This window comes from Streptomyces tamarix, from assembly GCF_032423885.1.
Lineage (GTDB): Bacteria > Actinomycetota > Actinomycetes > Streptomycetales > Streptomycetaceae > Streptomyces > Streptomyces tamarix.
On the sequence record NZ_JAWCTQ010000060.1, the window covers coordinates 1 to 26,522 of the forward strand.

At 75.2% G+C, this 26,522-nt stretch carries 20 protein-coding genes; 9 read left to right on the forward strand and 11 right to left on the reverse strand.

Annotated elements, in window-relative coordinates; all coding sequences use genetic code 11:
- The first annotated feature begins 316 nt into the window (after positions 1 to 316).
- Together RND61_RS29860 and ptsP are read left to right on the forward strand one after the other, a co-directional pair.
- A complete protein-coding gene (locus RND61_RS29860; protein WP_315881278.1) occupies positions 317 to 766 on the forward strand; it encodes a PTS sugar transporter subunit IIA in 450 nt (149 codons plus the stop codon).
- A gap of 85 nt (positions 767 to 851) precedes the next feature.
- Positions 852 to 2,522, forward strand: a complete 1,671-nt coding sequence (ptsP, locus tag RND61_RS29865) for a phosphoenolpyruvate--protein phosphotransferase (protein ID WP_315881303.1) — start codon at positions 852 to 854, stop codon at positions 2,520 to 2,522.
- Between the two features lie 96 nt (positions 2,523 to 2,618).
- On the opposite strand, the gene RND61_RS29870 is transcribed toward ptsP, so the two are convergent.
- Together RND61_RS29870 and RND61_RS29875 are read right to left on the reverse strand one after the other, a co-directional pair.
- Entirely contained in the window at positions 2,619 to 3,515 is an 897-nt protein-coding gene (locus RND61_RS29870) for a hypothetical protein (RefSeq protein WP_315881279.1), read from the reverse strand.
- Positions 3,516 to 3,592: 77 nt separating this feature from the next.
- Entirely contained in the window at positions 3,593 to 5,605 is a 2,013-nt protein-coding gene (locus RND61_RS29875; protein ID WP_315881280.1) for an acetoacetate--CoA ligase, read from the reverse strand.
- 214 nt (positions 5,606 to 5,819) lie between these two features.
- Here RND61_RS29875 and RND61_RS29880 point away from each other — a divergent pair, with 214 nt between their 5' ends.
- Positions 5,820 to 8,192 (forward strand): glycoside hydrolase family 31 protein, encoded by a 2,373-nt coding sequence (locus tag RND61_RS29880; RefSeq protein WP_315881281.1) that lies wholly within the window; start codon positions 5,820 to 5,822, stop codon positions 8,190 to 8,192.
- On the opposite strand, the gene RND61_RS29885 is transcribed toward RND61_RS29880, so the two are convergent.
- Positions 8,189 to 8,707 carry an NUDIX domain-containing protein gene (locus tag RND61_RS29885; protein ID WP_315881282.1) on the reverse strand — a complete coding sequence of 173 codons (519 nt, stop codon included), beginning with the start codon at positions 8,705 to 8,707 and terminating at the stop codon, positions 8,189 to 8,191. The two genes, RND61_RS29880 and RND61_RS29885, sit on opposite strands and share 4 nt — an antisense overlap.
- A 44-nt stretch (positions 8,708 to 8,751) precedes the next feature.
- On the opposite strand from RND61_RS29885, the gene RND61_RS29890 reads away from it, so the two are divergent.
- Complete coding sequence (locus RND61_RS29890) at positions 8,752 to 9,591, forward strand: M15 family metallopeptidase (RefSeq protein WP_391654439.1); 840 nt, start codon at positions 8,752 to 8,754, stop codon at positions 9,589 to 9,591.
- On the opposite strand, the gene RND61_RS29895 is transcribed toward RND61_RS29890, so the two are convergent.
- From RND61_RS29895 to RND61_RS29910, 4 genes are read right to left on the reverse strand one after another with little or no spacing between them, the layout of a single operon-like run.
- Positions 9,557 to 10,165, reverse strand: coding sequence for a GTP-binding protein (locus RND61_RS29895; protein WP_315881283.1), 609 nt, complete (start codon positions 10,163 to 10,165; stop codon positions 9,557 to 9,559). The two genes, RND61_RS29890 and RND61_RS29895, sit on opposite strands and share 35 nt — an antisense overlap.
- The gene (locus RND61_RS29900; protein ID WP_315881284.1) at positions 10,146 to 10,571 is read right to left on the reverse strand and encodes a DUF742 domain-containing protein; all 426 of its coding nucleotides are present in this window, start codon (positions 10,569 to 10,571) and stop codon (positions 10,146 to 10,148) included. Before RND61_RS29900 ends, RND61_RS29895 begins: the two co-directional genes overlap by 20 nt.
- Before the next feature lie 11 nt (positions 10,572 to 10,582).
- Positions 10,583 to 11,011: a roadblock/LC7 domain-containing protein gene (locus RND61_RS29905; RefSeq protein ID WP_315881285.1), complete on the reverse strand. Its 429-nt coding sequence runs from the start codon at positions 11,009 to 11,011 to the stop codon at positions 10,583 to 10,585.
- A complete protein-coding gene (locus RND61_RS29910) occupies positions 11,008 to 13,617 on the reverse strand; it encodes a sensor histidine kinase (protein ID WP_315881286.1) in 2,610 nt (869 codons plus the stop codon). The genes RND61_RS29905 and RND61_RS29910 overlap by 4 nt, the downstream gene beginning before the upstream one ends.
- 371 nt (positions 13,618 to 13,988) lie before the next feature.
- On the opposite strand from RND61_RS29910, the gene RND61_RS29915 reads away from it, so the two are divergent.
- Positions 13,989 to 14,522, forward strand: a complete 534-nt coding sequence (locus RND61_RS29915) for a hypothetical protein (protein ID WP_315881287.1) — start codon at positions 13,989 to 13,991, stop codon at positions 14,520 to 14,522.
- 51 nt (positions 14,523 to 14,573) lie between these two features.
- On the opposite strand, the gene RND61_RS29920 is transcribed toward RND61_RS29915, so the two are convergent.
- From RND61_RS29920 to RND61_RS29935, 4 genes are all read right to left on the reverse strand, one after another.
- Positions 14,574 to 19,265: a hypothetical protein gene (locus RND61_RS29920; protein ID WP_315881288.1), complete on the reverse strand. Its 4,692-nt coding sequence runs from the start codon at positions 19,263 to 19,265 to the stop codon at positions 14,574 to 14,576.
- Between the two features lie 72 nt (positions 19,266 to 19,337).
- Entirely contained in the window at positions 19,338 to 20,240 is a 903-nt protein-coding gene (locus tag RND61_RS29925; RefSeq protein WP_315881289.1) for a hypothetical protein, read from the reverse strand.
- Positions 20,241 to 20,274: 34 nt separating this feature from the next.
- A complete protein-coding gene (locus RND61_RS29930; protein WP_315881290.1) occupies positions 20,275 to 21,810 on the reverse strand; it encodes a hypothetical protein in 1,536 nt (511 codons plus the stop codon).
- A gap of 154 nt (positions 21,811 to 21,964) precedes the next feature.
- The gene (locus tag RND61_RS29935; RefSeq protein ID WP_391654444.1) at positions 21,965 to 22,669 is read right to left on the reverse strand and encodes a GntR family transcriptional regulator; all 705 of its coding nucleotides are present in this window, start codon (positions 22,667 to 22,669) and stop codon (positions 21,965 to 21,967) included.
- A 205-nt stretch (positions 22,670 to 22,874) separates the two neighbouring features.
- Between RND61_RS29935 and RND61_RS29940 the strand changes: the two genes are divergently transcribed.
- The 4 genes from RND61_RS29940 to RND61_RS29955 all read left to right on the forward strand — a co-directional run bounded on the left by RND61_RS29940 (position 22,875) and on the right by RND61_RS29955 (position 26,457).
- Complete coding sequence (locus tag RND61_RS29940; protein WP_315881292.1) at positions 22,875 to 24,155, forward strand: MFS transporter; 1,281 nt, start codon at positions 22,875 to 22,877, stop codon at positions 24,153 to 24,155.
- A gap of 63 nt (positions 24,156 to 24,218) precedes the next feature.
- On the forward strand, positions 24,219 to 24,983 hold the full coding sequence (locus tag RND61_RS29945; RefSeq protein ID WP_315881293.1) for a LamB/YcsF family protein: 765 nt from the start codon (positions 24,219 to 24,221) through the stop codon (positions 24,981 to 24,983).
- Positions 24,980 to 25,597, forward strand: a complete 618-nt coding sequence (locus RND61_RS29950) for a 5-oxoprolinase subunit B family protein (RefSeq protein WP_315881294.1) — start codon at positions 24,980 to 24,982, stop codon at positions 25,595 to 25,597. Before RND61_RS29945 ends, RND61_RS29950 begins: the two co-directional genes overlap by 4 nt.
- Positions 25,594 to 26,457, forward strand: a complete 864-nt coding sequence (locus RND61_RS29955) for a 5-oxoprolinase subunit C family protein (protein ID WP_315881295.1) — start codon at positions 25,594 to 25,596, stop codon at positions 26,455 to 26,457. The genes RND61_RS29950 and RND61_RS29955 overlap by 4 nt, the downstream gene beginning before the upstream one ends.
- Positions 26,458 to 26,522: the final 65 nt, after the last annotated feature.

Here is a 26,522-nt window from a genome sequence, read left to right on the forward strand (position 1 = left end):
GGATTTCCCGACCCTCTGACCACACCCCGGCCAGTCACACATAGAGGTGTAGACCAGTAGTGGTGTAGACCAGTTAGGATCTCGCCCTGACAGGCGCCGCTGCCGAACCTCGGCGTCGTCGCGCCGGGCGTCAGGCAGGGCTACGACAGTACTCCTGCCCGGCAGTTGAGGCAAATCGTTCCCGCAACCCCGAGGTCTACCAACGGGGGCCTCTCGTGCGGAACCCGGACTTTCTATGACATACGCTCTGAATAGTACGCCGTCCAGGACAGGCAGCGACGGCGACACTCAATCTCCGCCCCCTGGGAGGCCCTCCATGACCACCGTGACGTCGCCCCTCGCCGGACGCGCCATCGGACTCGCCGCCGTACCCGACCCGGTGTTCTCCGGGGCCATGGTCGGACCGGGCACCGCCATCGACCCGGTGCGCGAGCCGTCGACGGCCGTCGCGCCCGTCGACGGGGTCGTGGTCTCCCTCCACCCGCACGCCTTCGTCGTCGTCGACGGCGAGGGGCACGGCGTGCTCACGCACCTCGGCATCGACACCGTCCAGCTCAACGGCGAGGGCTTCGAGCTGCTCGTCAACAAGGGCGACACCGTCACGCGCGGCCAGGAGATCGTCCGCTGGGACCCGGCCGCCGTGGAGGAGGCCGGCAAGTCCCCGATCTGCCCGGTCGTCGCACTGGAGGCCACGCCGGACGCCCTCGGTGAGCTGCGCGAGGACGGTGACCTGAAGGCCGGCGAGACGCTCTTCGTATGGCAGTGACGTCACCGCCGTCCACGTGGCGGCGTTGAACGGGATGTTCCCTAAACGGTGGCTTCGGCCGCCGCTCGATCGGAGACGGGTGAAGATGGAGACAACGCTGCGCGGCGTCGGTGTGAGCCACGGTGTGGCGATCGGCGAGGTACGGCACATGGGCACGGCGGTGCTGGAGCCGCCGGCCAAGCAGATTCCCGCCGAGGAGGCGGAGCGGGAGCAGGGGCGCGCCCGCCAGGCCGTCGAGGCGGTGGCCGCCGACCTGATAGCGCGGGGCAACCTCGCCGGCGGTGAGGCCCAGCACGTCCTTGAGGCGCAGGCCATGATGGCGCAGGACCCCGAGCTGATGGCTGACGTGGAGCGGCGCATCGCCGTGGGTTCCACCGCCGAGCGGGCCGTGTACGACGCGTTCGCCGCGTACCGGGCGCTGCTGGCGGGTGCCGGGGAGTACCTGGCCGGGCGGGTCGCGGACCTCGACGACGTACGGAACCGGATCGTGGCGCGGCTGCTGGGCGTGCCGATGCCGGGCGTGCCGGACAGTGACGAGCCGTACGTGCTGATCGCGCGGGACCTGGCGCCGGCGGACACGGCGCTGCTGGACCCGTCGCTGGTGCTCGGGTTCGTGACCGAGGAGGGCGGGCCGACCAGTCACAGCGCGATCCTGGCGCGGGCGCTCGGCGTGCCGGCCGTGGTGGCGCTGCCGGGGGCGTGCGAGCTGGCGGAGGGCACCGTGATCGCGGTGGACGGCAGCACGGGTGAGGTCTTCGTCGACCCCGGCGTCGAGAAGCGTGCCGAGATGGAGCGGGCCGCGCAGGAGCGCAAGGCCGCTCTGGCGGCGTCGACCGGTCCCGGCGCCACGTCGGACGGGCACAAGGTGCCGCTGCTGGCGAACGTCGGCGGTCCGGCGGACGTGCCCGCGGCGGTGGAGGCCGGGGCCGAGGGCGTCGGGCTGTTCCGTACGGAGTTCCTGTTCCTGGACGACAGTGAGCGGGCGCCGTCCGAGGAGAAGCAGGTCGAGGCGTACCGGAAGGTGCTGGAGGCGTTTCCGGAGGGCCGGGTCGTCGTGCGCGTGCTGGACGCGGGCGCGGACAAGCCGCTGGCGTTCCTGACGCCCGCGGACGAGCCGAACCCCGCGCTGGGCGTGCGGGGCCTGCGGACGCTGCTGGACCACCCGGAGGTGCTGCGGACGCAGCTGACCGCGCTGGCGAAGGCGGCCGAGGGGCTGCCGGTGTACCTCGAGGTCATGGCGCCGATGGTGGCGGACCGGGCGGACGCGAAGGCGTTCGCGGACGCCTGCCGCGAGGCGGGGCTGCGGGCCAAGTTCGGCGCGATGGTCGAGATCCCGTCGGCGGCGCTGCGGGCGCGGTCGATCCTGCGGGAGGTGGAGTTCCTGTCGCTGGGCACGAACGACCTCGCGCAGTACGCGTTCGCGGCGGACCGGCAGGTGGGCGCGGTGTCGCGGCTCCAGGACCCGTGGCAGCCGGCGCTGCTGGACCTGATCGCGATGGCTGCCGAGGCGGCGCGTGCCGAGGGCAAGAGCTGCGGCGTGTGCGGTGAGGCCGCGTCCGATCCGCTGCTGGCGTGCGTGCTGACGGGTCTGGGCGTCACCTCCCTGTCGATGGGCGCGGCGTCGATTCCTTACGTGCGGGCGACGCTGGCGAAGTACACGCTCGCGCAGTGCGAGCGTGCGGCCGCCGCGGCGCGCGCGGCCGACTCGGCGGAGGAGGCGCGGGTCGCCGCGCAGGCGGTGCTGTCCGGCGAGTGAGGCCGGTGTGCCGCCGGTGAACCGGGGTGAGGGGCCTTCCCGTGGTGTGGGAGGGCCCCTTTCGCCTTTCTCCCGGTCAGTGGGTCTGTCTCCCGGTCAGTGGTGGTGGGTGGGGCGGCCGTCGTCGGGGGCGAGGTCGAAGCCCGCGCGGTATTCGACGCCCGGTTCGGGCGGGAGGGGTTCGCCGGTGTCGGCGTCGGTGCAGTAGGCGCTGAAGACCTCGGCCTCGGTGAGGGGGACGAGACGGCCGTGGTCGAGGCGCCAGCCGCGGAGGCGGTCGGGGGCGTCGGGGCCGCTGGTGCGCAGGACGAGTCCGCCGGGGGTGGCGCGCGCGATGCCGGCGGCGAGGACGGTGAGGAACTCCGTGGCCTCGGCGGAGTCGAGGCGGGCGGGCTCGGTGGCCGTGCGGTCGGTGCGGAGGACGGCCAGGAGGTGTTCGTCGGCGACGGGGACGCTGCAGACGAGTTGGTGCGCGCCGGGTCCCGCCTGGTCGAGGATGCGCAGGACGGCGCGGGACGCCTGGTCGAAGGCGGCGCGGCCGATGTCCTGGCCGCAGTCGGCGCACTGGCCGGTGTCGTCGAGGAGGAGGGCGGCGTACTCGCGGGTGGCGTGGCGTACGGCGGCGTCGACGAGGAGGGGGACGAGTTCGCCGATGGGCTGCCCGGTGTAGGTGACGCGGGCGCCCCGGGCGGCGGTCACGGCGGTGTACCGGGTGCGGCTGGCGCGGGTGTCGGGGTCGAGGCCGGTCTCGGCGCAGTAGGCGGCGTAGTCCTCGGGGTCGAAGAGGGTGACGGTGGTGTGGGTGCCGCCGGCGGCGAGGGTCTTGAGGAGGCGCTCGGCCTCGCGGAGGTAGGTGGTGTGGTCGTCGAAGGTGAAGGAGCGGTAGCGGCGCATGGCCGCGAAGTCCTGCTCGTCGGTGAGGAGGCCGAGCGTGCTCGGTGCTTCGCGGCGCAGCGCCTGCCGCAGGGATGCGGTGTTCGTGGTGTGGGCCATCGGTCCCCCTGGTGATCAGTTGTTGCCAGATGCTCACTCAGCGTAATCAGGGGGACTGACAGTGGCGGGTGGGCCGGTCAGTTCGCGGGGCGCTGGGCGCGCCGGCGGGCGAGGTCCTCGTAGAAGCGGAGGAGGTCGGCGTCGTCGATGGAGCCGGGGTTGACGGCCTTGTCGAGGGGGGTGCCCTGGAAGAGGCGTTTGACGGGGACCTCGATGCGCTTGCCGGTGAGGGTGTGGGGGACGCCGGGGACTTCGATGATCTCGTCGGGGACGTGGCGGGGTGAGAGTTCGGTGCGGATGGTCCCCTTGATGCGGTCGGTCAGGGCGTCGTCGAGGGCGGCGCCGTCGGCGAGGTGGACGAAGAGGGGCATCCAGTAGCCGCCGTCGGGCTCCTCCAGGCCGATGACGAGGGACTCCTTGATCTCGGGGAGGCGTTCGACGGCTTCGTAGATGTCGGCGCTGCCCATGCGGACGCCCTGGCGGTTGAGGGTGGAGTCGGAGCGGCCGTGGATGACGACGGAGCCGTGGTCGGTGAGGGTGATCCAGTCGCCGTGGCGCCAGACGCCGGGGTACATGTCGAAGTAGCTGCCGTGGTAGCGGCTGCCGTCGGGGTCGTTCCAGAAGCGGATCGGCATGGACGGCATGGGGTTGGTGACGACGAGTTCGCCGACCTCGCCGACGAGGGGCTTGCCGTGGGGGTCCCACGCCTGGAGGTCGGTGCCGAGACAGGGGGCCTGGAGTTCGCCGATGTGGACGGGGAGGGTGGGGACGGCCCCGGCGAAGCAGCTGCACACGTCGGTGCCGCCGCTGACGGAGGCGACGTACAGGTCGGCGCCGTTCTGGGCGAACTCGTCGTGGAGCCAGCGGAAGCCGTCGGGCGGGAGGGGCGAGCCGGTGGTGGCGACGCACTTGATCCGGGACAGGTCGTGGTCGCGGGAGGGGTGGACGCCGGCCTTGCGGCAGGCCATGACGTAGGCGGCGGAGGTGCCGTAGAGGGTGGCTCCGGTGCGTTCGGCGACGCGCCACTGGGCGTCGGTGGCGGGGTAGCCGGGGCTGCCGTCGTAGAGGACGACGGTGGTGCCGGTGAGGAGGCCGGAGACGAGGAAGTTCCACATCATCCAGCCGGTGGAGGTGTACCAGAAGAACACGTCGTCGGGGCCGAGGTCGCAGTGGAGGCCGAGCTGCTTGAAGTGTTCGAGGAGGATGCCGCCCTGGGACTGGACGATGGCCTTGGGGAGGCCGGTCGTCCCGGAGGAGTAGAGGATCCACAGGGGGTGGTCGAAGGGGACCTGCTCGTACTGGGGGGCGGCGGTGCCCGCGGTGAGGGCGTCCCACTCCAGGGTGCCCTCGGGGGCGGCGGTGCCGAGGAGGGGGATGTGGACGACCGCGCGGAGCGTGGGCAGTTCGCGGCGGAGTTCGGCGACGGTGTCGCGCCGGTCGTGTTCCCTGCCTCCGTAGCGGTAGCCGTCGACGGTGAACAGGACGACGGGTTCGACCTGTTGGAAGCGGTCGAGGACGCTGCGGGCGCCGAAGTCGGGGGCGCAGGAGGTCCAGACGCCGCCGACGGCGGCGGTGGCGAGGAGGGCGGTGACGGCCTGCGGGATGTTGGGCAGGTAGCCGCTGACGCGGTCGCCGGGGCGTACGCCGATGGCGCGGAGCTCGGCGGCGAGGGCGGCGACCTGGCGGCGGAGTTCGGCCCAGGTGACGGGGGTCGGCTCGTGGGTCTCGTCGACGTGGAGGAGTGCGGGCGCGTCGGGGCGCTCGTCGGTGGCGCGGAGGGCGTGTTCGGCGTAGTTGAGGGTGGCGCCCGGGAACCATTGGGCGCCGGGCATGGAGCGGTCGCCCAGTACGCGCGCGTAGGGGGCGGTGAAGTGGACGTCGAACCACTCGGTGACGGCTTGCCAGAAGGTGTCGAGGTGGTCGATGGACCAGCGGTGGAGTGCCGGGTATCCGCCGTTCGCGGGGGCCCCGTGGCGCTCCGCGGCCCACGCCTGGAAGCGGGTGACCGCGGCGGAGGCGATGCGGTCCTGGTCCGGCTGCCAGAGCGGCTCGGGTGGCTCGGAGTGCGCTGTCGCTGACGTCGATGTCATGGGGTGTGCTCCCTGGCTGTACGCGGATCTGCGTGTGTCCCGCGCTCGGGCTGGATGTGCGCGTGACGCGGCTGACAGGGACGATGCCACGGGAGTGTGTTTCGCACCAGGTGTCCCCACCCATGGTCGGCGGACTGAACATGTGGTGTCACCACGGGTGAACGGTTGTTGAACGTCTCACGGGGGCGCCTCGGCGGGTGGCAGGGTGCTCGGCATGGACGGTCGCGAGTTGGTGCGTTCGATGTGGGTGTTCGGCAGGGTGCGGGGGCCTCGGGCCCTGCGTTCGGAGTGGCGGCGGCGGAGGGCGGACGCCGCGGGGCTGCCGCGGCGGGGTCCGGAGCGGGCGCGGGTGCCGGGCCGGGTGGTGGGGGTGGAGCCGCTGCCGGGCGGGGGGATCGTACGGTTCGCGCGGTCGGAGCTGCGGGTGTGCGTGACGGGTGGGGCCGCGGTGTTCTGGGGGTGGGACGGGGCGGAGCCGTCGCCGTCGTACGCGCTGGCGGGTGAGGTGCCGGAGCCGGACGCGCGCGTGGTGCTGGAGCCGGACACGGAGGGCGGCTGGCGGGTGGTGGCCGAACGGGTGACGGTCGCCGTGTCGCGCAACGGGGCGGTGGAGGTGCGCACGCCGGGCGGGGTGGTGCTGCGGCGGGACCTGCCGCCGCGGTGGTGGGAGCCGGTGGACGGGGGCGGGGCGCGGTGGGTACAGCGGTCGGAGGTGCCGGCGGACGCGCGGTTCTTTGGACTCGGGGGGCGGGCGACGGGGCCGCGGCTGCCGGACGGGACGTACCGGCTGTGGAACACCGATCCGCGGGGGGCCTTCGGGCCGGGGACCGACCCGCTGTACATCACGATGCCGGTGCAGTGGGTGGTGGCGGACGCGGGGACGCACCTGGCGTTCTACGACAGCACGTGGGACGGGCACGTGTCGCTGCGGGAGGGCGAGGAGGGCGCCGGGTCGGGGCACGACCGTCCGGGGCTGAGCGAGGTGCGGATGAGCGGGGGCCCGCTGCGCTGCTGGGTGGTGGTGGGTTCTCCGGCGCGGATCGCGCACGGCTGGACGCAGCTGACGGGGGCGCCCGCGGTGCCGCCGTCGTGGGCGCTGGGGCCGCAGCACGCGCGGTGGGGGTTCGGGAGCGCCGAGGAGGTGCGGCGGGTGGTGGCCGGCTACCGGGAGCGGGGGCTGCCGCTGTCGGCGCTGCACCTGGACATCGACCACTACGACGGGCACCGGGTGTTCACGGTGGACCGGGAGCGGTTCCCGGACCTGCCGGGCCTGGCGGCGGAGCTGCGGGAGCGGGGCGTACGGCTGGTGTCGATCGTGGACCCGGCGGTGAAGGCGGAGCCGGGCGGGTCGGTGTACGAGAGCGGGGCGCGGGTGGGGGCGCGGGGCGCGTTCGTGCGGGACGCGCGCGGACGGGTGGTGCGGGGGGTCGTGTGGCCGGGTGAGTGCGTGTACCCGGACTTCACGGACCCGGCGGTGCGGAAGTGGTGGGGCGGGCTGTACGGGGAGCGGCTGGCGCAGGGCTTCTCGGGGGTGTGGCACGACATGAACGAGCCGGTGTCGTTCACCCCGTTCGGTGACATGACGCTGCCCCGGTCCGCGCGGCACGCGCTGGAGGGCCGGGGCGGTGACCACCGGGAGGCGCACAACGTGTACGGGCTGGCGATGGCGCGCGCCGGGTACGAGGGGCTGGTGCGGGCGCGGCCCGAGGAGCGGCCGTTCCTGTTCTCCCGGTCGGGCTGGGCGGGGATGCAGCGGTACGGCGGGACGTGGTCGGGGGACGTGGCGACGGGCTGGGCGGGGCTGCGGGCGTCGTTGGCGCTGGTGCTGGGGCTGGGGCTGTGCGGGGTGCCGTACTCGGGGCCCGACGTGGGCGGTTTCGACGGGCACCCGTCGCCGGAGCTGTACCTGCGGTGGTTCCAGTTGGGGGCGTGGCTGCCGCTGTTCCGTACGCACGCGGCGATCGACGCGGGGCGGCGGGAGCCGTGGGAGTTCGGGCCGAAGGTGCTGGAGTACGCGCGCGCGGCGCTGGAGGAGCGGGAACGGCTGCGCCCGTACTTCGTGACGCTGGCGCGGCTGGCCCGACTGACGGGGGCGCCCTACGCGCGGCCGCTGTGGTGGGCGGCGCCGGAGGACCGGCTGCTGCGGGAGTGCGGGGACGCGTTCCTGCTGGGGGACGCGCTGCTGGTGGCGCCGGTGCTGGCGCGGGGCGCGGAGCGGCGGGAGGTGCTGCTGCCGCGGGGCCGCTGGTACGACAGGGTGACGGGGCGGGCGTACGAGGGGCCGGGGCAGGCGCTGGTGGAGGCGCCGCTGTCGCGGGTGCCGGTGCTGGTGCGGGCGGGTGCGGTGATTCCGGTGCGGGGTGGGGACGGGGCGGTGGAGCTGGAGGTGTGGGCGCCGGCGCCCGGCCGGTCGGGCGGTGGCCTCACCGTGCGGGACGCGGGTGACGGGTGGGAGCAGGCGGAGGTGGAGCGGTACGTGTCGCGGTGGGAGGGGGACGAGGTGCGGGTGGAGCGCGTGACGGACGAGGGTGCCGTGACGGTCGGGCCCGAGGGGGTGCGGGTGCGCGGCCTGGGCGGGCGGACCTAGGCCGTGCGGAGCCGGTCGTACTCGCCGGCGAACCATCTGCGGACGGCCTCGGTGTGCAGGGGGAAGGCGAGGGGCGCCGGGGCGTACAGGACGTGGTGGCCGGTGGTCTCGGCGGTGGGCGCGGAGGGCGGGAGGGAGCTCGCGGGGCGTTCCGGGAGGAGGCCGAAGAGGAGGAGGTGGCCGCCGGGCGAGCTCATGGCGTCGGCCAGGCGCACGTCGCGGGCGAAGGCCCCGACGCCGGTCTCCTCGCGCAGTTCGCGTACGACGGCGTCCCGCCAGTCCTCGGCGTGGTCGATGATGCCGCCGGGGAGGGCGGTGCCGCCGCGTTCGGGTTCGACGTCGCGGGTGATGACGAGGAGGCCGGTGCCCCGCGGGCCCGTGGCGGGGAGGAGGGCGACCGCGACGGGAAGGGGGTTGCGGTAGGTGACGGCGGCGCAGGCGGGGCAAGTGCGGGGCCAGGAGCCGGCGGGGTCGGCGAAGGGGGCGCCGCACTGGGCGCAATGGGTGTTCTGCACGGGGCGCACTGTACCGATCGGCGCGGGGCTGGTAGACGGTGTGTGTGACGGGACGTACCGCCGGTGCGCGGAGGGTGGCCGCCGCCCTCGCCGCGGGGGCCCTGGCCCTCTCCCCCGCCGTCCCCCCGGACGTGGTGCCGGCCGCCGCGGCGCGCGGGGAGCCGCCGGTGCCGCGGGAGTTCACGGAGCTGCGGGCGGTGGACCCGACGATCCTCCAGGAGATGCGGTACGCGACGGAGCACACCTTCGTGGGCGGGCCGGTGGACGGGTACCGCGAGCCGGTGTGCCTGCTGACCCGGCCGGCGGCGCGGGCGCTGCACCGGGCGCAGACGCGGCTGCTGCGGCGGGGCCACTCGCTGAAGGTGTACGACTGCTACCGGCCGCAGCGGGCCGTCGACCACTTCGTCCGGTGGGCGAAGGACCCGGCGGACGAGCGGATGAAGGCCGAGTTCCACCCGCGCGTGGACAAGTCCCGGCTCTTCGCGGACGGGTACGTCGCGGAGCGGTCCGGGCACAGCCGCGGGTCGACGGTCGACGTGACGCTGGTGCGGCTGCCGGCGGCGCCGACGCGGCCGTACGTACCGGGCGAGCCGCTGGTGGACTGCGCGGCGCCGCGGGAGGAGCGGTTCCCGGACAACTCGGTGGACATGGGGACGGGGTTCGACTGCTTCGACACGCTGTCGCACACGGACGACCCGCGCGTGCGGGGGGCGGCGCGGGCCAACCGGGACCTGCTGCGGGGGGTGCTCGCGGCGGAGGGGTTCGTGAACCTGCCGGAGGAGTGGTGGCACTTCACGTACGAGCCGGAGGAGTTCCCGGACACGTACTTCGACTTCCCCGTCGAGGCCCTCAGGTGGCGGCCGGCTCCGGGGTCGGCTCCGTGAACGTCATCGCGTGCCGGACGACCGCGACCAGGACCTCCTTGACGGACTCGCGCAGCCGCGCGTCGGTCATCAGCAGCGGTACGCCCGCGTCGAGGTCGAGGGCGGCCCGTACCGTCTCGGCGGGGTGGACGTCGGCTCCCTCGAAGCAGTTGACGGCGACCGCGAACGGTATGCGGCGCCGCTCGAAGTAGTCGATGCAGGCGAAGGAGTCCTCCAGGCGGCGCGTGTCGACCAGGACCACCGCGCCGAGGGCGCCCTGCGCGAGCTCGTCCCACAGGAACCAGAAGCGGTCCTGTCCGGGGGTGCCGAACAGGTACAGCACCAGGTCCTCGCGCAGGGTGATCCGGCCGAAGTCCATGGCGACGGTCGTCGTGGACTTGGACTCGACGCCGGCCAGGTCGTCGACCGGCCGGCTCGCCTCGGTCAGGTCCTCCTCGGTGCGCAGCGGCCGGATCTCGCTCACCGCCCCGACGAGCGTGGTCTTGCCCACCCCGAACCCGCCCGCTACCAGGATCTTCAGCGTCACCGGCTCGACCGGTGGCGGACCCTTGCGGCTAGAGCGCCCGAAGGCCATTGACCACCTCACGCAGAATGCTCTCGTCCGGCAGTTCGGCCGGCGGAACGGGACGGGTTACGTGGACGAGCTCCTCCTCGACGAGGTCGCCGACCAGGACGCGGACCACGCCCACGGGCAGGTCCATCCCGGCGGCGAGCTCGGCGATCGACTGGGGGAACTCGCTGCAGCGTTCGACGATCTCCACGTGCTCCGGGGAGAGCGTCTGGTCGCGGCCCGGGTCGTCCGCGGCGGGTTCGGGCACGACCACCGCGATCAGGTCGAGTCGGTGACGGGCGGGGGTGGTGGTGCGTCCGCGGGTCATCGCGTACGGGCGCACCACCGGTCCCGCCTCGTCGTCGAACCAGTGGTGCGCGTCGCCGGCGGGGCGTCCGCGACGCATCTGTCCGACCGCTGCGTCGCTCATCGCATCCCCCCTCACCCGCCGGTGGTCAGACCGGACCGGGGGGCGGTCGCCAGGTGGGCGCCGACGCGCTTGACCATCAGCGTCATCTCGTAGGCGACGAGGCCCACGTCGGAGTCGGAGTCCGCGAGGACCGCGAGGCAGCTTCCGTCGCCGGCGGCGGTGACGAAGAGGAAGGCGTCGTCCAGCTCGACGACGGTCTGGCGGACCTGGCCGGCGTCGAAGTGGCGGCCCACGCCCTTGGCGAGGCTGTGGAAGCCGGACGCGACGGCCGCGAGGTGCTCGCTGTCCTCGCGGCTGAGGTCCCTGGAGCCGCCCGTCGGCAGGCCGTCGCTGGAGAGGACCAGGGCCTTGCGGATGGAGCCGACCCGCTCGACCAGTTCGTCGAGGAGCCAGTTGAGCTCGCCGGTTGAGTTGGATGGTGCGGCGTTCGGTGCGGTCATCGACCGTCCCCCTCCGGTGTCGTTCCTGGTGCTGTCTCACTGCGGGCGCGCTGCCAGCCTCGCTGCATCGCGGCCATGCGGTCGCGTACCTGTTCGGCGTCGCGCTCCGGGTCCTGGGGGTCCGCGGGGCCGGGGCCGGGGCCGGCCGGGGCGGGGGGCCGGTCGGCCTGGTCCCTCAGCTGGGGGACCAGGCTCGCCTGGCGTACGCGGCGGGGAAGGCCGCCGAGGGTCGGGGTGGTCCCGTCGGGCGCGGTGCCGGGGGCGCCGGGGTCGGGGGCGGTGCCCGGGGTGCCGGGGGTGTCGGCGGGGGCGCCGGGGGCGCCGACGCGGCGGCCGTGGCGGGCGACGAGGGCCGGCTTGCGGCGGGGCAGCGGGACCGGGCGCGCGAGGTGGTCGGCGGGCGCGTCGGGCACCTGCGCGTACGGGGCGTGCTCCTCGCGCTGCCCGTACCGTTCGCGCTGCTCGCGCGCGGGGGTGTCGGCGGGGCGCAGGGGCGGGCGGGGGCGGAAGAGGCCGTGCCCGTCGTCCTCGTCGTCCTTGCGGTCGAAGCCGCCGCCCGGTTCCCCGAGGAGGTCGAGCGGGCCGTCCGGTCCGATCGGACCGTCGGAGGCGGAGGACACCCGCGTGAGCGCGGCCCGCCGGGCGGCGGGCTCGGTGCCGGAGCGGCCGGGGGTCCCGCGGTCCAGCCGGAAGCCGGCGCCCTGCGTGTCGGGAGCCTCGGTGAGCAGCGCGGCCGGGAGGAATACGACGGCGGTCGTGCCGCCGTACGGGGAGGGCTGGAGCGAGACCCGGACGTTCTGGCGCCGGGCGAGGCGGCTGACGACGAAGAGGCCCAGCCGGTCGGTGTCGGACAGCTCGAACTCGGGGGTCTCGGCGAGGCGGAGGTTCGCGTCGAAGAGGTCTTCCGGCGACATGCCGAGGCCCCGGTCGTGGATCTCCAGGGTGAAGCCGTTGGTGACGCGTTCGCCGTGCACCTGGACCGCCGTGTGGGGCGGCGAGAAGGCCGTGGCGTTCTCCAGGAGTTCGGCGATGAGGTGGGTCAGGTCCGCGACGGCGGGGCCGGCGACGCCGATGCGCGGCAGGCGGCGCACCTCGACGCGCTCGTAGTCCTCGACCTCCGCGACCGCCGCGCGGACCACGTCCATGAGCTGGACGGGCCTGCGCCACTGCCGGGAGGGGGCGGCTCCGGAGAGGATCACCAGGCCCTCGGCGTGACGGCGCATGCGGGTGGTCAGGTGGTCGAGGCGGAACAGGTCGGCGAGTTCCTCGGCGTCCTCGGTGCGCCGCTCCATCGTGTCGAGGAGGGTGAGCTGGCGGTGGAGGAGGACCTGGTTGCGGCGGGCGAGGTTGACGAAGACCTCGGAGACGCCGCGGCGCATCCCGGCCTGTTTGACGGCGGCTTCGACGGCGGCCCTCTGGAGGGTGTTGAGGGCCTTGCCGACCTGGCCGATCTCGTCCTTGTCGTACTCCAGCCGCGGGACCTCGGTCTCGACGTCGACGTGCTCGCCGGCGGCGAGGCGGCGCATCACGCTGGGGAGCCGGACGCCGGAGACCTCCTGGGCCTCCTTGCGGAGCCGGGTCAGGTCGCGGACGAGGCCGCGGCCGACGCGTACGGAGACGACGAGGGAGCACAGGACCGCGAGGAAGCCGAGGATGCCGGCGATGCCCGCCTTGAGGAGGACGCTGTACGCGGCGGGCTCGACGCGGTCCTGGTAGCGGTCCCCCGCCAGGCGGTTCTCGGCGGCGAGGCCGCCGAGGACGGTGTTCGCGGCGTCCTGCCAGCGGGCGGTGTCGGTGGCGCGCGGGTCGTCGGCGGGCCCGGCGGTGATGACGGCTTCCTCGGCCTGGCGCAGCGGCTGCGTCTCGGGGCTGCTCCAGTACGCCTGGTAGGCGTCGCGCTCGGCCAGGGGCAGCACTTCGAGGCTGGTCTCGTAGAACTGCCGGCGGCGGGCGACGAGGTCGGAGACGAGGCGGACCTCCTCGGCGGTGAGGCGGTCGCTGACGAGGGAGGAGACGACGAGGGCGTCCTCCCGGGCGAGCATCTCGCGCGCGCGGGCGAGGCCGACGAGGGCGCGTCCCTGCTTCTCCATCTCGACGTTGTCGATGGCGTGGAGGTGGACGAGGAAGCTGTAGCAGGGGTCGATGAGCCGGTTGTAGAACTCCAGGGCCTGGAGACGGCCGACCGCCCTCGTGTCGATGGAGTGGCGCAGCGTCGCCAGCCCGTCGAACGCCGCGAGGAGGGAGGTGAACCGCTGGGCCGCGGTGTCGTGCATGGCGTCGACGACGCGCGGGTCGCGGGCGTGGGCGCGGATGGCGGCGACGGTGCGGTCGGTGGCCGCGCGGTCGCGGCGCAGGGTGCCGAGGGCGTCGGCGGTGCGCGGGTCGGCCAGGTAGAGGAGGCTCTGGCGGCGTTCCCGCTGGATGACGTGGACGGTTTCCTCCAGGGGGTAGCCGACCTTCTGCATGATCTGGCCGACGTCGAGGAGGTGGTCGGCCTCGCGGCCGGTGATGAAGGTCGCGAACCCCCACAGGCCGGTGAGGGACAGGAGCGGGACGAGCAGCAGCGCCACGATCTTCCTGCGGATCGACTTCCCGCGAAAGCCCATGGCCTCCCCCAGCCCGCCCGGCCGCCCGGCGCGGCGCGAGGTGCACACATCGACTCACCAGCAAACGGAGCGAGCCTACTACTGCCGCCAGGCCGACTCGAAGGCCCGTCCGGTCGTTTTTCGGCCTCCGCGCACACTGTTGATCACGCCTTGCCCCGGTATCAAGGGAGTTGACAAACCGGACCGTGACGGAGGACACCTGGCGAGGTGTCACTTCTCGCGATGTGTCGGTTGGCTGGAATTGCACCTTCCGGGAATCTTCCCGTGCGCCAACGCGTCTAGTCGTACGGGGCGGCGGGTTCTGTCGGCGTACATCGGTCCGAGGCGGGCAGTCACCCTGATGTCGGTCGAGTGGCGGGGAGGGACGGCGGATGAGCACGGGGCGGCGCGAGCTGTGGGTGGAGGAGCCGGTGGGTCGGCGCAGGTTGCCGGACCCGGTGCGCACGGTGGCGGTGCGGGCCTGGCTGATCGCCGCGCTGACGCTGATCCAGGCGGTCGCGGCGTACCTGCTGACGCTCGCCGGGTCCTGGCTGGCGCTCCCCCTGGTGCTGAGCAGCATCGGCAGCACGGTGGTGGCGACCTGGTCGGTCCTCGACGTGTGGGTGACGCGGCAGGTGTGGAAGCAGCGGTACGGGGTGGTGTCCGAGCCGAGCAGCACGGCGCGGCAGTTGCGGCGGGAGCGGCGCACGGCCCGGCGGGCCGCCCGGCGCGCCGAGCGCATACGGAGGCGGCAGGCGCGGTCGGCGCGCGGTGCGGACGGGCCGGCCCCCGCGACCCCGGCCGTCGACGTGCCGACTGTGGAGGTGCCGGCCGTCGACGTGCCCCGGGGGGCCGCGCGGGACGTGCCGGGGCGGCGGGGCGCGCGTGCCCCGCAGCCGGGACGGGGAGAGCTGTCCCGGGCGTGACGGCCGCGGTGCCCGGCGCCGCGGCCGGGCCGGGCGCCGCAGCTCCGCCGGTCAGCCGGCGCTCGGCTGGGGCGCCGGGGCCGTGCTCCGCTTGAACATGCGGGTCGCGGTGATCTCGCCGTGCACCGCCGGCTCGCCCTCCTGCGCGGGCTGCGGCAGGCCGGGCCGCAGGTGCTCCTCGACGCTGATGTACTTCAGGCCGGCCCGCAGGTCCGCGTCGTTGCGCAGCCGGATCACCAGCGGGAACTCGGCGAGCGCCGTCGTGTCGAACAGGCCCGTCGTGTACAGCAGTTGGACCCCGAGCGCGTCGGACACGGCGCGCTGGAGCTCCAGCAGGTAGGTGGCGTTGGCGCGGCCGATGGGGTTGTCGAGGAACAGCGTGCCGGCGTGCCGGTGCTTGTCGCGGCCCCGGTCGTTGCTGCGGAGCGCGGCCATCGTGCAGTACAGGGCGATGGCGGCGGTGAGCAACTGGCCGCCGGAGAACACGTCGCCCATCTGCCCGACGGGGACGCGCTCGGCGCGCAGCACCGCGTCCGGCTTGAGGATCTCGACGGCGACGCCCTTGGGCTGGAGGGCCGCGTGGACGCCGCGCAGCAGCAGGGACACGCCGTCGCGGCGCAGGTCGGAGTTCTTCCTGACGGCGGCGCGGGTGGCCTCGTCGACGACCTCGCCCAGCCGTTCGACGAGCGTCGTCTGGTCCGGTTCCTCGAAGCGGATGCGGAGGAACTCCTGGCCCGACCACTCGCCGAGCCCCTCGGGGAGGCGGGACAGCCGCTGGGCCGAGCGGAGCGTCGTCAGCGCCGACTCGACGAGGCCGCGCAGCCGGTCGACGATCGAGTCGCGGTTGCGTTCGAGCTGGGCCAGTTCGTCGGTGAGGACGCGCAGGCGCGGCGCGAACGCCTCGGCCCATCGGGCGGCGTGCTCCGGCAGCGCGGACGCCGGCAGCTCGCGGATCTGCTGCCGGGCCGGGGTGCGCACCTGCTCGTAGCGGGTGGAGTTGGCGTGCCGTACGAGGACGTCGCACGCCTCCCGCACGGCCGTGTCGGCGGCGGACAGGTCGGCGGCGCAGCCGCGCAGGGAGCGCCGGGCCTCGGCGGCGGCGCGGCGGGCCTCCTCCAGGGAGTCGGCGTAGGGCTGCGGCTCCTGCGGGTCGTCGTCGGCCTGGTCGCGCAACAGGTCGCGCAGGAGCGCCGCCAGCTCGTCGAAGGCGCTCGCGGCGTCCTCGGCGGCGCGGTGGGCCCGCAGGAGGTGCGCGTGGGTGGCGCGGGCCGTCTCCAGGTCGTCGGTGCGGGCGGCGAGGTCACCGGTGGCCGTGCGCAGCAGGGACTGGGCCTGCTCGGCGTCGGCGGGGACCAGTTCCTCGGGCAGGTCGGTGTGCGCGTCGCCGTCCGTGGGGGCGAGCCGCTCGGCCTCGCCGCGCAGCCGGCCCAGTTTCTCGCTGGCCTCGGACGCCCGGGACTCCAGCAGTTGGACGAGCGCCTCGGCGCGGGCAGCGGCGGCCTGGCGGGACGGGCCGTCGGCGCCCTCGGGGCTGTCGAGGAGCTGGGCGGCACGGGTGCGGACCTTGTTGGTGAGCCGGTCCAGTTCGGCGAGGGCGGCGCTCTCGTCGCTCTCGGCACGGGCCTGCTCGGCGCGCAGGTCGGCACCGACGCCCACCTTCTCGTACAACTGCGACGCGGCCCGGTACGCCTCGCGGAGGGCCGGCAGGGAGGGGCGGGGGACGCCGCCGTCGAGGAGGGCGGTGCCGTCCGGCTTCTCCTCGGGGAGGTTCTCGGGGGCGCCGGCGATCTCGGCGCGTTCGGCGCGCAGGGCGCGGGCGGTGCGGTGGGCGTCGTCGGCGGCGCGCTGGGCGGTGCGGCGGTCCTCGTCGGCGGCGCGGGCCCGTTCGAGGCACACCTGGGCCCGGGCCTCGGCTTCGGCGGCCTCGTCGGCGAGCTCCCGGAGGCGGGCCTGCCAGCCGGCCCGTTCGCGGAGGCGGAAGGCGAGGCCGGAGAGGGCGTCGGCGGCGCGGCGGGCGCGCTGGGCGGCCTCCTGGCGCTCGTCCCGTACGCGGGCGGTCTCGGCGGCGGCCTCGTCGGCCTCGGCACGGGCGGTGCGGGCCTCGGCGAGGGCGACCCGGGCGGTCTCGGCGGCTTCGCGCGCGGTGGCGGCGGCCTCCGCGAGTTCGGCGAGCATGCCGGGCGGGCAGTCGGCGCGCCAGGAGCCGATGCGGGCGGCCAGCGACCGGTCGCCGGCGAGGCGGGCGGCGAGGGCGCGGATCTCCTCGTCGCGGGCGGCGGCGCGGGCGCGCAGGGCCTGGCGCTCCTCGTCGGCGGCGTGTTCGTCGTGCATGGCCGGGTTCGGCGGGACGAGGAACACCTCGCTGTCGCCGTCCCCGGCCCGGGGCACCGGGGCGAGAAGCGCGGCGGCGGTGCCGACGGCGACGGCGGAGCGCGGGAGGAGGGCGGCGCCGGCCAGCGCCTCGCGGGCGCGGACGTACGACTGGGGGTCGGTGACGACGACGCCGTCGACCAGTTCGGGGCGGGCGGCGAGGACCGCCGCGTGGTCGGCCGGGTCGACGGACTGGGCGAGGTAGCGCCAGCCGGGCAGGGCGGGGACGCCGTGCTCGCCGAGGAACTCGACGGTGGCGAGGACGTCGGGGCCCGGCGGCAGGAGGCCGCCGTCGCCGAGGGCGCCGAGGATGCGGGCGTCGTCGGCGGCGGCCGTGCGCAGGTCGAACAGCTTGCGTTCGGCCGAGGCGATGTGCTGGTCGAGGAGTTCGCGCAGCTCGTCGGCGTACCGGTCGAGGTCCTCGGCGGTCAGCCCGCCCTGGGCGGTGCCGGACGGCACGGCGGCGCCGGGGGCCGCCGGGGCGTCCTCGCCGGTGTTCTGCCGGGGGACCTGGGGCGCCTTCCGGGCCCCGGGGAGGCCGAGGAGTTCGGCGAGGCGCTCGTCGGCGGCGATGGACCCGGCGGCGCGCCGCTCGGCCTGGTGGGCGTGCTCGGCGGCCTGGGCGGCGTCGGCGGCGCGGGCGGCGGCCAGTTCGGCGCGGGACTCGTCGGCGGCGGCCTCGCGGGCCCGTTCGGCGGCGAGACGGGCGGCTTCGCGGGCGGTGTCCCAGGCGGCGACGGCGGTCTTCTCGGCGTCGCTGGCGGCGAGGGCGGCGCGCGCGGGGTCCGCGTCGGGGGCCGTGTCGTCGAGCCAGCCGGCCCGTACGGCCTCGGCGGTCTCCTGTTCGACCTCGGCGAGGCGCTGGCGCAGGTGGCCGGCCTCGCTGCGGGCGCGCTGGGCCTCGGTGGCGGCGGCGGTGGCGTCGCGGTGCGCGGTCTCCGCGGTCTCCTGGAGGACGGCGGAGCGCCGCTCCTCCTCGTCGGCGTGGCGTTCGCCGTCCTCGGCGGCGGCGTGGAGGGCCCGTACGAGGTCGGCGGCGGCCTTGGCGCGGGCCGCGAGGGCGGGGGCGGCGTCCCGTTCCGCCTCCTGGATGGCGGCGGCCACGCGCGCGGAGCGGTCGGCTGCGGCGCGGTGCCGGAGGACGGCTTCGGCGGCCTGCCAGGCCGCGTGGAGGGTGCGGGCGTCGGACAGCTCGCGGCGCTGGGCGGCGGCGCCCTTCTCGGCGGCGGCCAGGGCCAGGGAGGCGTGCCGGTAGGCGAGCTCGGCGGCGACGAGGGAGCTGCGGGCGCGGGCCCGTTCGGCGGCGGTGACCGTGTCGGCGGCGGTGGTGACCTGCTCGGCGAGTTCGGCGGAGCGGCCGCGTTCCTCGGCGGCGCGGGCGGAGAGGCGGCGGGCGAGGGTGCGGGTGCGGCGCTCGGCGGCGGCGTGGACGTCGCGGGCGCGGGCGCGGGTGTCGGCGGCTTCGACGATGCGGCCGAGGAGGTCGACGGAGCCGGCGGTGAAGTCGCGTTCGGCGGTGAGTTCGGCGCGGCGGCCGAGCTTGCTGCCGAAGCCGCTGACGAGGTCGGCGAGGCCGTCCGTGTCGCGGGTGTCGGTGACGGCGCGCAGGAGGAGGTCGGTGAAGTCGGAGTCCTTCTTGACCGCGAAGAGGCCGGCGGCCTCGCCCTCGTCGGCGTTCATCTCGCGCTGGTAGCGGAAGAGTTCGGGGTCGAGGCCGAGGTCACCGAGGTGCTCGTTCCAGCGGTCGTGGATCTCCTCCCAGTACACCTCCAGGTGCGGGTAGGCCCTGCCGGCCTCGGTGAGGGCGTCGCGGAAGCCCTTCATCGTGCGGCGGCGCCCCCGGGCGCCGGAGGCCCCCTCGCCGGGCGGGCGGACGGAGGTGGACTCGGCGACGGGGAGGTTGTCGAGGCTGAGGCCCGGGCCGGGGCGGAAGGAGTACCAGGCCTCGGCGAACTTGCGGGGGTCGTTGGAGACCTGGCGGCCGCGCCACTCGCTGACCTTGCCGACGACGACGAGTTCCCCGGTGAGGGTGTGTTGCCACTCCAGGGCGACGTGTCCGCAGTCGTCGGCGAGGAGGAACTTGCGGAGCACGCCGGAGCTGGCGCCGCCGAGGGTGTTGCGGTGGCCGGGGAGCATCACCGAGAAGATCAGCTTGAGGAGGACGGACTTGCCGCCGCCGTTCTCCAGGAACAGCACACCCGCGGGGGCGGGGCGGCGGGGCGGGCCGACCGGCTCGTCCTCGAAGAACTCCGCCTGGGTGGGGGCGGGACGGGGCACGGGCGCGCCCACTCCGCGCAGGTCCAGAACGGTGTCGGCGTAACGCGCACCGGCGGGTCCGATGGAGTAGAGGCGGACCCGGGACAGCTCGTACATGGCGGCGGACTCTCGTCGGTGGTTCGGAGGTGCGGTTGTCGGGTTGCCCGGGGGCGGGCGGTGCGGGCGGCGTCAGCCGTGGAAGGGGAGGCCCGCGTCGGCGACCAGCTCCAGGTCGTCGCCGTCCGGCGGGGGCAGGAGGGTGGCGGAGCCGTCCGTGACGGGGACGACGCCCAGGTCGAGGAGTTCGGCCAGGGCGGCGCTGCCGGCCATGTCGCGGACCTGGAGCTGGTAGCGGGCGGTCGTGCGGTACGTGCCTCCCGCGTCGTCCCCGGTGCGCTGGAGGAAGCCGGAGTCGGTGAGGAAGGCGACGGCCTTGCCGATGATGCCGGTGGTGGAGCCGGCGAGGCGGCGGGCGTCCTTGGTGGCGCCGGTGGCACTGCGGCGCGTGTAGACCCGCCAGGCGGCTTCGAGGCCGGGGGCGTCGGAGGCGGGATCGGTGTTCTCGCCCTCCTGCTCGGCGCGCTCCTCCAGGAGGCGGCACGCCTGCCGTACGAAGGCGTCGACGCCGTTGACGGTGACGCGGCCGATGTAGCCGTCGTCGGCGAGGTCCTCGGGGCGGGGGAAGGCCAGTGCGGCGATCGCCAGGTGGGCGAGGCCGTGCAGGAAGCGGTCGGCGGAGTCGGTGGAGGCGCGGCGCGCGTAGTCGCCCATGCGGACGGCGAAGACGGAGTCCTCGCCCGCGGTGACGGCCATGCCCGCGCGCGGGGAGACCTCCAGGACGACGAGGCCGAGGCCGGTGGCGACGGCGTCGGCGAGCCGGGCGAAGGCCGGGTCCTCGCGGTAGCGGCGGAGCAGCTCGGCGTACTCGGCGTCGCGGGCGGGGAGCAGCTTGGGCTGGAGGCCGAAGGAGACGAGCCGGGCGGCGTCGGCCGCGTCGGCGGGGGTGACGCCGCCGGACGGGGCGGGCCCGGGGGCCCGCTCGGCTACGGGCTCGCTCCACGCGTCGGTGTGCTCGGCGTGGTGGTCGCTCACGGCTGGTGCTCCTCGGTGCTGCTGGTGGTCGCGGTCATGTCGGGTCCGTGCGGTCGGCGGCCATGCCCGCCGCGTCGAGCAGGGCCGTGCCGACGATCAGGTCGGCGCCGCCGAACTCGGGGTCGTCCAGCTCCGTGCCGTCGTCGACGGCGAACAGGAGGCGCTCCTCGCCCTGGCGGTAGGCCGTGCCGACCGGGGGGCTGGCGGCGTGGACGGCGAGGAGGGCGACGAGGTACGGCAGGTCGGGGTCGCGGAGGCGGGCCTCGGCGAGGAGGCCGGAGAGGCGTCGGGGCGCGTCGTGCTCCAGGTCGAGCAGGTCCATGGCGGCGGTCAGCTGCTCCTCGCTGAAGCGGCTGTCGTCGGGCGTGGCGATCAGGTCGGGCTCGGGCATCTCGGCGCCGAGGTGCTCGCGCTCCGCTGGCGGGGTGAGGAGCAGGTCGACGAGGTCGCCGACGCGGACGGCGCCGGGGGTGCGCAGGCCCGTGCCGTGCGCGAAGTACGCGTCGGTGACGCGGGTGGCCCGCTCGACGGGGAGCGGCAGCAGCGGGGCGACGAGCTGGCCGTACAGGTCGAGGCCGGCGCGGGCGGCGGGTCGCGCGAAGGCCTGGCGGTCCTGCTCGGCGCGGAACAGCGGGCCGGCTTCCAGGAGGCGGGACTGGAGCTGCGTGTGGCGGCGGATGCAGTCCTTGACTATGTCGACGAGTTCGGCGGCGCGCCGCTTGTGCTCGGGGTCCTCGGCCTCGTCCCGGGCCTTGCGGATGTTGGTGAGGATCGCGTTCTCGTGGCGGTACCGGTCCGCCACGTGCGCGAGGGCCTCGTCGATCATGTCGGGGACGGTCTTGAGCCAGTCGACGGCGCGGACGTCGCGCCGGGTCGCCTCCAGGGTCTTGCGGAGGGTCTCGGCGTACTGGACCGTGCGGTAGCGGGCCTGCTCGGCGGCGAGCTGGGCGTCGGCGAGCCGGCCGCGGCTGATCAGCACCTCGAGCTTGACCTCGGCGGCGATCTGGGCGCTGGTGACGTCCGTGTCGAGGGCGCCCACCAGGACGTTGACGGCTTCGTCGGTGGTGCGGAGGTAGACGCCGCCGCCGTAGCCGGGGACTTCCTCGACGAGCTTGAAGTCGTAGTCCCTGCGGACGTACACGCCGTCGGGGCCGAAGGTGCCGTAGACGGCGCGGAAGCCGCGGTCGACGCTGCCGACGTTGATCAGGTTCTCCAGGACCCAGCGGGCGACGCGCTCGTGTTCGGCGGCGGGGCGCTCGGGGGCCTGGGCGGCGACGCGGGGCAGCAGGCGGGCGACGATCTGCTCGTGGTCGGCGCCCGTGTCGAAGTCCATGTTGAGCGTGACGAGGTCGATCGCGGCGAGGGCGACCTCCGCCATGGCGTAGACCGAGTACTCCCCCGCCAGGTTCGCCTTGCGGGCGTCCAGGTCGTGCAGGGGCGCGGTGCAGGCGAGCGCGCGGAGGCGCCGCGCCAGTCCTTCGTCGGCGGCCGGGCCCTGCGCGGGCCGCGGCCCCGCGCTGAGCTGGGGCGGAACGAGTTCCGTCGGTTCCGTCGGGGCAGGCGAGGTCACGCTGCACAGAGTAGGTCCTCGCAGTGACAGCGGTCGAAACGGCGCGGGAGGGGCCGGGGGTGGGAGCGCAGGGGCGGGGGCGCGGGAGCGGAAGGACGGGAGCTCAGGAGCGCGGGGGCGCGGGAGCGCAGGGGTGGGGCAGCGGGCGGGCGGCTCAGGCCGGTGCGCCGTCCGCCACGCGGCGGGCGTAGACCTCGACGAGCTGGGCGCGCGAATCGTCGAGGTAGTCGGCGAGGAGGCGCTCGGCCGTGGTGCGCTCCCCGGCCCGCAACGCGTCCAGGATCTCCCGGTTCCGTACGAGATACGGCTCGTGGAGGGCGTGCGGGTCGTCCACCACGTGGAAGGCGAGGCGGAGTTCGGCGAGGACGCCGCGCATCAGTTCGTCGGTGCGTTCGCTCCCGGCGAGGGCGACGAGTTCGCGGTGGAAGTGGATGTTGGCGGTCGAGACGCCCCTCCAGTCGCCGGCGCGGGCGTGGCGCTCGCCCTCCGCCACGGCGGCGGCCAGGCCGTCGAGGGCGAAGGGCGGGTCGCCCAGGTCGTGCACGACGGCGCACTCGACGAGGTGCCGGGTGCGGTAGATGTCGACGACGTCGTCGACGGCGAGGACCCGTACGAACACCCCGCGGTTGAGCTCGTGGACGAGCAGCCGCTCGTGGGTGAGCAGGCGGAACGCCTCGCGCAGCGTGTTGCGGGAGACGCCCAGCGCGCCGCCGACGCCGTCCTCGGACAGCCGGGTGCCCGGCGGGAAGTACCCCTCGGCGATACGGGTACGCAGGATGTCCGCGACCCGCTCGGCCGTGCTCGTGCGCCCCAGCAGGACCCGGTCGTCCGCCAGTCCACCGCTCGTCGTCACCGGCACCCCTTCCCTCCGTTCGACCCCGGCTCCCGCCCCGGCCCCGCGCCGGGCCGTCCGCGGGGCCCTCGCCGCGGACCCCGTCCGCCGCCGTGGCCATCGTAGAGAACGGGTTGTCCACAGGCCTTGTGGGATCGTTCAACGATCCCCTACCTTCGTCGTCACCGCACGGCTCCACTCAGGCACGCTCCTCACCCCCTGCGAGGTGCAGATGGGTACGACCCGGTCCGAACCGGCCACGACCCCCCGGAAGGCGGGCGGCGAGCCGCCGCTCACCTGGCTGCGCGCCCTCGGGCCACGCGGCCGGCGGGCCTTCACCGGCGCGTTCGGCGGCTACGCCCTGGACTCCTACGACTTCTTCGCGCTGCCGCTGAGCATGGTGGCCGTCGCCGCATACTTCGGCCTGGACAGCGGCCGGACCGGGCTCCTCACCACCGTCACGCTGGTGGTGTCGGCGGTCGGCGGCGCGCTCGCGGGGATACTCGCCGACCGGATCGGCCGGGTGCGCGCGCTGATGGTCACGGTCGTCACGTACGCGGTGTTCACCGTCGCGTGCGGCTTCGCGCCGAACTACGAGACGCTGCTGGTCTTCCGCGCCCTGCAGGGCCTGGGCTTCGGCGGCGAGTGGGCGGTCGGGGCGATCCTGGTCGCCGAGTACGCGTCGGCGCGGCACCGGGGGCGCACGCTGGGCGGCGTCCAGAGCGCGTGGGCGGCGGGCTGGGCGCTCGCCGTGGTCGTCTACACGCTGGTGTTCCACCTCCTCGACCCCGACACGGCGTGGCGGGTGATGTTCTGGACGGGCGCGCTGCCCGCGCTGCTGGTGGTGTACGTGAGGCGGCACGTCGAGGACGCCCCGGAGGCGGCCCGCGTGCGGCGGGAGAGCGCCGGGCGCGGCTCGTTCGCGGGGATATTCCGGTCGGGGCTGGCGCGGACGACGCTGTTCGCGGTGCTGCTGTCGACCGGTGTGCAGGGCGGCTACTACACCCTGGCCACGTGGGTACCCACGTACCTGAAGGCGGAGCGCGGCCTGACGGTCGTCGGTACGGGCGGCTACCTCGCGTTCCTCATATCGGGGGCGTTCCTCGGCTACCTGACCGGGGGGTACCTCACGGACCGGCTGGGTCGGAAGCGCAACATCGTGCTGTTCGCCGTCCTGTCGGCGGTGTGCACCGTGGCGTACGCGAACATCCCGGCAGGGGCGGACGGGCTGGTGCTCGTCCTCGGGTTCCCGCTGGGCTTCTGCATGTCGGCCATCTTCAGCGGCTTCGGGTCCTTCCTGGCCGAGCTCTACCCGACGGCGGTGCGCGGCACGGGGCAGGGGTTCACGTACAACACGGGCCGTGCCGTGGGAGCGTTCTTCCCGGCGCTGGTCGGCTTCCTGGCGGACGGCTGGGGGGTGGGCGGGGCCCTGGTGTTCGGGGCGGCCGGGTACGGCATCGCCGTGGTGGCGCTGCTCGGGCTGCCCGAGACGCGGGGGCGGGAGCTGTGGTGACGACCGGCGGAGCACGATCCGCTCCGGCGGGTGCGGACAGGGATTTCGAAGGAGTCGACGGACGTGACCCGGGCATCGATCGATCTCAACGCCGACCTCGGCGAGGGCTTCGGCCGCTGGCGGCTGACCGACGACGAGCAGTTGCTGTCCGTCGTCAGCAGCGCCAACGTGGCGTGCGGCTTCCACGCCGGGGACGCGGCCACCATGCGCCGTGTGTGCGCCCTCGCCGCCGAGCGGGGGGTCCGGATCGGCGCCCAGGTCTCCTACCGCGACCTGGCCGGATTCGGGCGGCGCGCCATGGACGTGCCGGCGGACGAGCTGGCGGCCGAAGTGGCCTACCAGATCGGCGCCCTGGAGGTGTTCGCACGGGCCGCCGGGGCGCGGGTGTCGTACGTGAAGCCGCACGGCGCCCTGTACAACCGGGTCGTGCGCGACGAGGAGCAGGCGCGGGCCGTGGTCGAGGGGGTGCTGCTGACCGGTGAGCGGCTGCCGCTGCTGGGACTGCCGGACTCGCGGCTGCACGCGTGCGCGCGGGAGGCGGGCCTCCCGGTCGTCACGGAGGCCTTCGCGGACCGGGCCTACGCGGCGGACGGGACGCTCGTGCCGCGGGGGCGGGAGGGCGCGGTCCTCCACGACCCGGAGACGGTCGTCGAGCGGTCGGTGTCCATGGCCCGGTTCGGGACGGTGACGTCGCACTGCGGGCGGACCCTGTCCGTCCGGGCCCGGTCGCTGTGCCTGCACGGAGACACACCGGGGTCGGTGGAGCTGGCCCGGCGGGTGCGGGCCCGGCTGGAGGCGGCCGGTGTGCGGGTGGAGGCGTTCACGTGAGGGCCCTGGAGGTGGGTGGGCGGGCGCTGCTGCTGGAGTTCGACGGCGGCGAGGAGGCGCGGGCGTTCCACGCCGAGCTGCTGCGGAGGCGGGCGGCCGGCACGCTGCCCGCCGTCCGCGAGATCGTGCCGGCCGCGCGGACGGTGTTGCTCGACGGGGTGGCCGATCCGGGGCGGCTGGCCGCGGAGGCCGCCGGGTGGGAGGTGCCGCCGCTCGACGCGCACGCGGGCCCCCTGGTGGAGGTGCCGGTCCGGTACGACGGGCCGGACCTGGCGGAGGTCGCCGCGGTGTGGGGGGTGGCGCCCGGGGAGGTCGGCCGTATCCACGCGGCGGCCGAGTACCGGGTGGCGTTCTGCGGGTTCGCGCCGGGCTTCGGATACCTCACCGGGCTGCCGGAGCGGTACGGCGTTCCGCGCCGGGCCACGCCGCGCACGGCCGTCCCGGCGGGCGCGGTCGCCCTGGCGGGCCCGTACACGGGTGTCTATCCGCGCTCGTCGCCCGGCGGGTGGCAGTTGGTCGGGACGACCGACGCGGTGCTGTGGGACCCCGCGCGGGAACCGGCGGCACTGCTGTCGCCGGGGGTGCGGGTGCGGTTCGTCGAGGAGGGCGCGTGACGGACCGGGCCTTCACCGTCGTACGGGCCGGGGCGCTGACCACGGTGCAGGACCGGGGCCGGTCCGGGCACGCGCACCTGGGGGTGCCGCGGTCCGGGGCGCTCGACCCGTACGCGGCCGCGCTGGCCAACCGGCTGGTCGGCAACGACGAGGGGGCGGCGGTGCTGGAGACGACGCTCACCGGCTGCGCGCTGCGGCCGTGGTGCGGGGTGACCGTGGCAGTGGGCGGCGCGCCCTGCCCGGTCACCGTCGACGGGCGGCCGGTGGCGTGGGGCGCGGCGGTCCGGGTCGCGGCTGGTGCCGTCCTGGAGGTGGGCGCGGCGGTGCGGGGCGTCCGGTCGTACGTGGCGTTCGCGGGGGGTGTGGCGGCCGAGCCGGTGCTGGGGAGCCGGTCCACGGACCTGTTGTCGGGGCTCGGGCCCGCGCCGCTCGCGGACGGCATGACGCTGCCGTTGGGTGCCCCGCCGGAGGATGCCGCCCACTACGAGGGGGCGCCCTGGCGGGGCGTGCCGGAGGAGGTGGTGCTGGGGGTGCGGTTCGGGCCGCGGGACGACTGGTTCACGGGTGGGGCGCTGCGGACGCTCACCACGTGCCCGTACCGGGTCTCGGCGGCGTCCAACCGGGTCGGGCTGCGCACCGAGGGCCCGCCTCTGGAGCGGGCGCGCTCGGGGGAACTGCCCAGCGAGGGCATGGTGCTGGGGGCCGTGCAGGTGCCGCCGGACGGCCGGCCCGTGGTGTTCCTGGCGGACCATCCGACGACCGGCGGGTACCCGGTGGTGGCCGTGGTCCGGGAGGCGGACCTGGTGGCGGCCGCGCAGGCCGTGCCGGGGGCGCGCGTGCGGTTCGTGCGCGTCCGGTGACGCCCGCCGCAGCGTACCGCGCGTACCGCCGCTGCCGGGACGCGCCCGGGCGGGGTGCACCCGGG